An 8409-nucleotide genomic window follows, 5' to 3' on the forward strand; every position below is an offset into this window, starting at 1 on the left:
GGGACGACGAAATCGAATTCTAACGAATTACCGATTTCTGTCCCACTCTCTTTTGGAAATCATTTTCCTGCCTTGTCAAACGGGCCAAAATCTGCTATAGTAATTAGTAGATGAATTCCAAAGGAGAAGAGCAATGAATCCAACAATGATGATTATTTTTTTCGTTGTACTAGTGGGAATGATGTATTTCCAAGTACGGACACAGAAAAAGCAAGCTGAAAAACGGATGGAAAGCCTTAATAAACTGCAAAAAGGCTATGAAGTCATTACTATTGGTGGTCTTTACGGGACCGTTGATGAAGTTGATTCAGAGCGTAAGACAGTTGTCTTGGACGTAGACGGTGTTTTCTTGACATTTGAATTGGCAGCCATTAAGACTGTTTTGCCATTGACAGAAGGTATCCCAGCTGCCGCAGGAGTGGAAGGCGATATCGCTGTGTCTGATGAAGATACTGCAATTGAAGAATAGGATATAGGACAGTCGAGAGGCTGTCTTTTTTGTTTTAAGGACATTTTGTAAGCGCATCTTTTATAATATTATAGTTGAACAATACTAGCGAGACCTGCCTGCATACACTACCAGCTATTCATCATCAGCTCTGATAGACGAAAAATCAGCTCTCCTGCCCACATTTAAAGGATTTATGATATAATGAAATGATAAAACTTTAAATAGGATAAAAAATATGTTTAGTTTTAAGAAAAAAGAAAAGCTCGATGAGGCCTTGCTTGTTCCCAAGCATATAGGCATTATCATGGATGGCAATGGTCGTTGGGCTAAAAAACGTATGCAGCCGCGCGTCTTTGGACATAAGGCAGGTATGGAAGCCTTGCAAGAAGTGACGATTGCAGCTAAGGAGATGGGTGTGCAGGTCTTGACAGTCTATGCCTTTTCAACGGAAAACTGGACGCGACCAGAAAAAGAAGTGTCCTTCATTATGAATTTGCCGGTTGAGTTTTATGACCGCTATGTGCCAGAATTGCACAGAAACAATGTGAAAATTCAAATGATTGGCGACACGAAGCGACTTCCTAAAGCTACTTTTGAGGCCTTGGAGAAGGCTGAAGAGCTGACTCGCTTGAATACGGGGTTGATTTTGAATTTCGCCCTGAACTACGGCGGCCGAGCTGAAATCAATCAAGCGGTTCAGAAGCTTGCCCAAGATGTTTTAGATGCGAAAGTCCAACCAGCGGATATTACAGAGGAAATGCTTGGAGCTTATCTCTACACCAGCAGTCTGCCTGTAGGTTTACGGGATCCTGACTTGGTCATTCGTACAAGTGGCGAGCTGCGCCTTAGCAATTTTCTGCCTTGGCAGACAGCATATAGCGAGTTGTATTTTACAGATATCCTTTGGCCGGATTTCGATGAGAAGGCTTTGAAGGATGCGGTTGTAGAATATAATCGTCGCAATCGACGCTTTGGCGGTGTATAAAGGAGGATGAAAAAGATGAGTTTAGATTTACAAAGACGTCTTCTTTTTGGAGGAATTGCTCTAGCTATTTTTATTCCTTTAGTGAAGATGGGAGGGATTCCCTTCCAGATCAGCGTTGGCCTTCTAGCCATGCTGGCAGTACATGAATTGCTCAAGATGAAGGGGCTTCCGACAGCTACCTTAGAGGGTGGATTGGCTATGCTGGCAGCTTTTGTCTTAACCCTGCCACTTGAGAACTACCTGAAATTTTTACCTGTGGACGGCAATGTGATGGCTTATGGCTTGGTCGTTTTCGTCTTGCTAGGAGCGACTGTTTTAGGATCCTCTTATAGCTTTGAAGATGCGGCTTATCCGATTGCTTCTAGTTTTTATGTTGGTCTAGGTTTTAATGCTTTGATCGATGCCCGTTTGGTGAATGTAGACAAGGTTTTGCTGGCCCTCTTTATCGTCTGGGCCACAGACAGTGGAGCCTATCTGGTCGGTACTCGCTACGGGCGGAGAAAATTATTGCCTAAGGTGTCGCCAAATAAAACCATTGAAGGCAGTATTGGAGGAATTCTATCAGCCATGCTGGTTTCTGCAATTTTTATGTTTATTCGTCCGCAAGTTGCCACTCCGTATAGCTTTGTGACCATGCTGCTCTTGACAGTTGTCTTTAGTATTGCTGGCCAATTCGGCGACTTGGTAGAGAGCGCCATCAAGCGTCACTTTGGTGTCAAAGACTCAGGGAAGTTTATTCCTGGTCACGGCGGCGTTTTGGATCGCTTTGATAGCTTGCTTTTTGTCTTTCCACTGATGCACTTCTTCGGCTTGTTCTAAGAAGTTTGGAGGACAAGCAGCCTAAAGCCCTCTTGGCTTAATGAACATCTTAAGAGAAAGATTAGACTTATGCAGATTATTACATTTATTATTATTTTTGGGATCATCGTGGTGGTTCATGAGTTTGGACATTTCTACTTTGCCAAAAAATCAGGCATTCTAGTTCGTGAGTTTGCCATTGGGATGGGGCCGAAAATCTTTGCTCATATTGGCAAGGATGGAACAGCCTACACGATTCGGATTCTGCCGCTAGGTGGATATGTCCGCATGGCTGGCTGGGGCGAGGATTCGACAGAAATCAAAACAGGTACGCCAGCAAGTCTAACTCTGAATGAAGAGGGAAAAGTCGTCCGCATCAATCTGTCTGGCAAGAAAATCGATCAGACGGCTCTGCCTATGAATGTGACCAGTTTTGATTTTGAAGAAAAACTGGAGATTACAGGGCTAGTCTTAGATGAAAGCAAGACTTATTCTGTCGATCATGATGCGACTATTGTTGAGGAGGACGGAACAGAAGTACGGATTGCTCCTCTGGATGTGCAGTATCAAAACGCTAGTATCTGGGGACGTCTCATTACCAACTTTGCTGGTCCGATGAACAACTTTATCTTAAGTATTGTCGTGTACTCTCTCCTTGCCTTTATGCAGGGAGGTGCAGTGGACTACTATAGCAACCATGTTCAAGTCGTTCCCCAAGGAGTGGTGGCTAAGGCTGGTTTGAAAGACAATGACCAGATCGTTCAAATCAATGAATACAAGGTCTCCAACTGGGATGAGTTGACAGATTCTGTCCAGAAGGCGACCCGTAACAAAGGAAAAAATCCAGAAGTAACGATTACCTATGAACGAGACGGGAAAACTCAAAAAGTGACGGTTCAACCAGAAGAAGATGGGGGACGGTATTATATCGGTGTGACCAATGCTGTCAAGACAGGCTTCGTAGATAAGCTTTTCTCAGGTGTGACAGATACCTGGTACACAGCAACTCGTATTTTGACGGCCTTGAAGGATATCATCTTCCACTTTAGTTTGAACAAGTTGGGTGGTCCGGTAGCGATCTACAAAGCTAGTTCGCAAGCTGCGGAGCTAGGACTTCCAGCTATCCTATCCTTGATGGCCATGCTGTCTATTAATATCGGAATCTTTAATCTAATTCCGATTCCAGCCTTGGACGGAGGAAAAATTGTCCTCAATATCCTTGAGGCTATCCGTCGTAAACCCTTGAAACGGGAAACAGAAAGCTATGTTACCCTCGCAGGGGTGGCTGTCATGGTTGTCCTTATGATCGCTGTGACTTGGAATGATATTATGAAATTGTTCTTCTAACATTTTAAAAGATTGAAAAATATTCTATGAAGGAGTTTTGTTTTTATGAAACAAAGTAAAATGCTAATCCCAACGCTGCGCGAAATGCCAAGCGATGCTCAGGTTATCAGCTATGCCCTTATGTTGCGGGCTGGCTATGTTCGCCAAGTTTCTGCGGGAGTTTACTCTTATCTGCCACTGGCTAATCGTGTCATTGAAAAAGCTAAAAAAATCATGCGGGAAGAGTTTGATAAGATTGGGGCGGTTGAAATGCTGGCGCCAGCCCTGCTCAGTGCGGATTTGTGGCGCGAGTCAGGTCGTTACGAGACCTACGGTGAAGATCTCTACAAGCTGAAAAATCGCGAAAAATCAGACTTTATCCTAGGTCCTACACACGAAGAGACCTTCACTTCCATTGTCCGTGACTCTGTTAAATCTTACAAGCAATTACCGCTCAACCTTTATCAAATCCAGCCTAAGTACCGTGATGAAAAACGTCCACGTAATGGACTTCTTCGTACCCGTGAATTTATCATGAAAGACGGCTATAGCTTCCACGCTAACTATGACAGTTTGGATGTAACTTATGATGAGTACAAATCTGCTTATGAGAAAATCTTCACTCGCAGCGAGCTGGATTTCAAAGCAATTATCGGTGACGGTGGTGCCATGGGCGGTAAGGATAGTCAGGAATTTATGGCTATTACGCCTGCCCGTACAGATCTTGACCGTTGGGTTGTTTTGGACAAGTCAGTTGCCTCATTTGATGAAATTCCTGCAGAGGTGCAAGAAGAAATCAAGTCAGAATTGCTCAAATGGATGGTGTCTGGTGAGGACACGATTGCCTACTCTAGCGAATCTAGCTATGCAGCGAACCTTGAAATGGCAACCAATGCTTACAAACCAAACAAAAAGGTAGTGACGGAAGCAGAGTTGGTGCAGGTAGAAACTCCTGACTGCAAGACCATTGATGAGGTAGCAGCTTTCCTACAAATTGATACAGAAGAAACAATCAAGACCTTGGTTTACATGGCTGATGAAAAGCCTGTCGTAGCCCTCCTTGTCGGCAATGACCAGCTCAACGAAGTCAAGCTGAAAAACCACTTGGGTGCAGATTTCTTTGATGTGGCGAGTGAAGATCAAGTCCGTCAGTTCTTGGGCGCAGGATTTGGCTCACTAGGCCCAGTCAATCTGCCTGAAGGTGTAAGAATCATCGCTGACCGCAAGGTGCAAGACCTAGCTAACGCTGTGGTTGGCGCTAACGAAGATGGTTACCACCTGACTGGTGTCAATCCAGGCCGTGACTTTAGCCCTGAGTATGTGGATATCCGCGAAGTTCGTGAAGGTGAAGTGTCTCCGGACGGTCAAGGTATCCTCAAGTTTGCCCGTGGGATTGAGATTGGACATATCTTTAAGTTGGGAACTCGCTACTCTGACAGCATGAATGCCAATGTCTTGGATGAAAATGGTCGAGCAGTACCGATGATTATGGGTTGCTACGGTATCGGTGTCAGTCGTCTCCTCTCTGCTGTTATGGAGCAACACGCTCGCCTCTTTGTCAATAAAACTCCTAAGGGTGAATTCCGCTATGCTTGGGGCATCAACTTCCCGAAAGAGCTGGCACCATTTGATGTGCACTTGATTCCGGTCAATGTCAAGGACGAGGAAGCTCTGGCTCTGACTGATCAAATCGAGGCTAACTTGCTAAGTGCTGGTTATGAAGTCTTGGTGGATGACCGCAATGAGCGTGCTGGTGTTAAGTTCAGCGACAGCGATTTGATTGGTCTCCCAATCCGTGTGACAGTTGGTAAGAAAGCTGCAGAAGGCATCATCGAAGTCAAGATCAAAGCTACTGGCGATACCATTGAAGTCCACGCTGATAATTTGCTAGAAACCCTGTCGATTTTGACAAAATAAAAGCAGAGGCTGGGACAAAAGTCCTAGCCTCTCAATTGTCTTTGGATTGTCGAGCAAGACGCAGTGGTTGAGTGGGCTCTACTACGCTGATTTCATCAGCTTTTACAGCCCTACTCAACTGTGCGGAGGTGGGACGACGAAATCGAATTCTAACGAATTACCGATTTCTGTCCCACTCTCTTTCTTTTGCTTATTGGCTTTGAAAATGCTATAGTAGGAAAAAATAGATTGGAGGAATGAATGATGGGATTATTCAGTGGTTTGTTGGGCAATGCTTCTCAGAAAGATATTGACAAGGTTGAAAAAGAGTTGGAGAATATTCTGACGCCAGCAGAAAATGTGGAGCTGGCTTTCAGTCTTATTCGTGACTTGATTGTCTTTACAGATAAGCGTTTGATTTTGGTGGACAAGCAGGGAGTGACAGGTAAGAAAACGGCTTATAAGTCTTATCCTTATCGCTCCATTTCTCGCTTTTCAGTGGAAACGGCTGGCCACTTTGACCTAGACGCAGAGCTGAAAATCTGGGTTTCCAGTGCTGAGGAACCAGCCGAAACTCTAACTTTTCGAAGTGATAAAAGTGTCATTGCTATTCAGAAGGCTTTGGCAGAAGCAGTATTAAGATAAAAAGCGGTTTTAACCGCTTTTTTTGCAAACAAAAACTAACCATAGCTTATTAACTCGGTTAGTTCATAAATAAAGTTTGACGATCTGGAATACTTCCTATCTAGTTGTCTTCACTAGGGAAAGTTTCACCAAAATGCAGCTCAGAGTATGGAGTTTCAAAATGACCTCCGTCATAAGTTACCTTGACTGAAGTTATTCCAAAGTCAACGATTATTGGTTTTGCAGCTGTTAAAAAGACATAGCGATTAGCGTTTTGTTTTATATCATAGACTTTTACTGCTCCGTAAATGGAATCGGAAGAATAGATATCTCCATTTTTAGTCGATTTGCTTATTTCAATGGTCTTTTTAGCAGGAGAGTAGGATAAATTATAAGCTTCTTTTTTTTCGATGCCTTGAGTAATAAAAGTTTCGTTGTCATCACTTTTAGCTTGAAAGTGAATAAAATTTTTATCAAAACTTTGCTGAGCGTTGTGCATAACGAGAAATACATTTACTCCCCATGCAGCTAAGCCTAAAATAAGAAGAGAGGCGATACCAATAAGAACAGTTTTTTTAGTTAAGCGCATAAAAACTCCTTGAAAATCATGCTATTGGAGAAGTGAATGCCAATAGCTTGCTCTAAAAAATATTTTCTAAGTTTTTTCTTGCTGGCGAACTAAGGAGTTGGCTAGCAAGACAGGATAGTTTCTAAAGTAAAAAATAAGTCAGAAAAGATTTCATTCTTCTGTGAATCCTTGAGATAGCAGAAAAGCAAAGAAATCTTCGGGCTTTTCCTTAAGCTTTTTGAATAGGTTATCTTTAGTTGTTTCCCCTAAAGCAGCCATGACTTGTTTTTCTTTTGCTTTGCTGAGATCAAAGTGGGCAACTTGTGCAACGGTTTTCTTGTCCTCTGAAACTTTGATTTCAAGTGTGACTCCATCTAACTTGCTGAATTTATCATAAATGTCACCAGCTTTTAATTCTTCTTGATAAATGTTGATGATTTCTTCAGGACTCTTACCTTGCTCGTCCTCTTGAGTCGGTTTCGTAGCCATAAAATCGAAGGCTCGAATCTTATCTTTTTGATAATAAGTAACAATTTTATTATTGTATCCGTTAGGCATGTTGTAAGCAAAAGTCTTGGTTTTTACTTTCTCTTCTTTTTTTGGCTTGCTTTGGCTCTGACTTTGGTTGGGTTTGTTTTCGTGCTTAGTTTGCTTAGGCATGCTGCAGCCAGTCAAAGTCAGCAGACAGATGCTGGCTAGTAAAATTTTCTTCACAGTTAAGACTCCTTTTGATAAATGTTTTTTCTATTATATCATAACTTAGTTTTAAGACAAGAAAATATATAAATATATAGGCATCAACAACTTTACTCCGCTCTTTTTCTATCGAAAAAAGTGCTGATTTATGGTAAAATAGGGTCACTACTGTACGAGGAAATGTCATGTCAAACAAGTTTGAAATTTTAATGAATCAGCTGGATATGCCACTGGAAATGCGAAATTCAGAGGCCTTTTTGAATGCAGAAATTGAGAAGGTTCTGGTCCACAAGGTCAGTCGGGTCTGGGAGTTTCATTTTTCTTTTGCGAATATTCTGCCCATTGAAATTTTTCGGGAATTGCAGAAGCGCCTAGCTCAGGAGTTTTCTAAGACGGGCAATCAGGCCATTTTTGAAATTCACTGTCAGAATTCTCAGCTATCAGATGAGCTCTTGCAAGCTTATTACCAGCTGGCCTTTGAAGAGGGACCTTGTGCCAGCCATGGCTTTAAGAGTCTGTATCAGGATTTGCAGGTTCATTTGGATGGGGATAAGTTGCTGATTGAGGGGGCTTCGACCATTGACACGGAGCATTTTCGCAAGAATCATCTGCCAAATCTTAGCCGGCAGCTGGTCAAGTACGGCTTTCCTCATCTGACCTGTCAGGTTCATCATAGCGATGAGCTGACCCAGCAGCAAGCGGAGAATTTCCAAGCGGAGAATGACAAGATTATTCAGGCGGCCAATGAAGATGCGCTCAAAGCCATGGAATCTCTCCAGCAGATGGCACCGCCGCCAGAGGAAAAGCCAGCCTCTGACTTCCAAGCCCGCAAGGCTGCAGCAAAGCCAAACTTAGATAAGGCAGAGATTACTCCTATGATTGAAGTTCAGACTGAGGAAAATCGTCTGGTCTTCGAGGGAATGGTCTTTGACTTAGAGCAGAAGGTCACTCGGACCGGACGGGTCTTGCTCAACTTCAAAATGACAGACTATACTTCCAGCTTTTCCTTACAGAAATGGATGAAAAACGAAGAAGAAGCCAAGAAGTTTGACATGATTAAGAAAG

The 8409-nt window shown here is 43.0% G+C and carries 9 protein-coding genes; 7 read left to right on the forward strand and 2 right to left on the reverse strand.

Translation table 11 applies throughout. From position 1 onward, the window contains the following. Positions 1-133 precede the first annotated feature (133 nt). The 6 genes from yajC (at position 134) to Q0191_RS00680 (ending at position 6101) form a co-directional block, all read left to right on the forward strand. Positions 134-469 (forward strand): preprotein translocase subunit YajC, encoded by a 336-nt coding sequence (gene yajC, locus Q0191_RS00655; RefSeq protein WP_005591861.1) that lies wholly within the window; start codon positions 134-136, stop codon positions 467-469. Positions 470-686: 217 nt separating this feature from the next. Further along, positions 687-1436 (forward strand): isoprenyl transferase, encoded by a 750-nt coding sequence (locus Q0191_RS00660; RefSeq protein ID WP_297662891.1) that lies wholly within the window; start codon positions 687-689, stop codon positions 1434-1436. 15 nt (positions 1437-1451) lie between these two features. Continuing rightward, a complete protein-coding gene (locus tag Q0191_RS00665) occupies positions 1452-2255 on the forward strand; it encodes a phosphatidate cytidylyltransferase (RefSeq protein ID WP_297662893.1) in 804 nt (267 codons plus the stop codon). Positions 2256-2324: 69 nt separating this feature from the next. Next, positions 2325-3581: an RIP metalloprotease RseP gene (gene rseP / locus Q0191_RS00670; RefSeq protein ID WP_297662894.1), complete on the forward strand. Its 1257-nt coding sequence runs from the start codon at positions 2325-2327 to the stop codon at positions 3579-3581. A 45-nt stretch (positions 3582-3626) separates the two neighbouring features. Continuing rightward, positions 3627-5477 carry a proline--tRNA ligase gene (locus tag Q0191_RS00675; protein WP_297662895.1) on the forward strand — a complete coding sequence of 617 codons (1851 nt, stop codon included), beginning with the start codon at positions 3627-3629 and terminating at the stop codon, positions 5475-5477. 240 nt (positions 5478-5717) lie between these two features. Further along, the gene (locus Q0191_RS00680; RefSeq protein ID WP_297662896.1) at positions 5718-6101 is read left to right on the forward strand and encodes a PH domain-containing protein; all 384 of its coding nucleotides are present in this window, start codon (positions 5718-5720) and stop codon (positions 6099-6101) included. 100 nt (positions 6102-6201) lie between these two features. Here Q0191_RS00680 and Q0191_RS00685 read toward each other — a convergent pair whose 3' ends face one another. Both Q0191_RS00685 and Q0191_RS00690 read right to left on the reverse strand, forming a co-directional pair. Then, positions 6202-6669, reverse strand: a complete 468-nt coding sequence (locus tag Q0191_RS00685; RefSeq protein ID WP_297662898.1) for a hypothetical protein — start codon at positions 6667-6669, stop codon at positions 6202-6204. Positions 6670-6819: 150 nt separating this feature from the next. After that, positions 6820-7362, reverse strand: coding sequence for a DUF1307 domain-containing protein (locus tag Q0191_RS00690; protein ID WP_297662900.1), 543 nt, complete (start codon positions 7360-7362; stop codon positions 6820-6822). Positions 7363-7529: 167 nt separating this feature from the next. On the opposite strand from Q0191_RS00690, the gene Q0191_RS00695 reads away from it, so the two are divergent. Further along, positions 7530-8409: PolC-type DNA polymerase III N-terminal domain-containing protein (locus Q0191_RS00695; RefSeq protein WP_297662902.1), on the forward strand; the 880-nt coding region annotated here is incomplete at its 3' end.

The organism is uncultured Streptococcus sp. (genome assembly GCF_938036805.1).
In the GTDB taxonomy this organism is placed as follows: domain Bacteria; phylum Bacillota; class Bacilli; order Lactobacillales; family Streptococcaceae; genus Streptococcus.

Bases quoted from the DNA above. Each gene is read 5' to 3' on its own strand.
- yajC (WP_005591861.1), top strand. From the start codon at position 134: ATGAATCCAACAATGATGATTATTTTTTTCGTTGTACTAGTGGGAATG.
- Q0191_RS00660 (WP_297662891.1), top strand. From the start codon at position 687: ATGTTTAGTTTTAAGAAAAAAGAAAAGCTCGATGAGGCCTTGCTTGTT.
- Q0191_RS00665 (WP_297662893.1), top strand. From the start codon at position 1,452: ATGAGTTTAGATTTACAAAGACGTCTTCTTTTTGGAGGAATTGCTCTA.
- rseP (WP_297662894.1), top strand. From the start codon at position 2,325: ATGCAGATTATTACATTTATTATTATTTTTGGGATCATCGTGGTGGTT.
- Q0191_RS00675 (WP_297662895.1), top strand. From the start codon at position 3,627: ATGAAACAAAGTAAAATGCTAATCCCAACGCTGCGCGAAATGCCAAGC.
- Q0191_RS00680 (WP_297662896.1), top strand. From the start codon at position 5,718: ATGATGGGATTATTCAGTGGTTTGTTGGGCAATGCTTCTCAGAAAGAT.
- Q0191_RS00685 (WP_297662898.1), bottom strand. From the start codon at position 6,669: ATGCGCTTAACTAAAAAAACTGTTCTTATTGGTATCGCCTCTCTTCTT.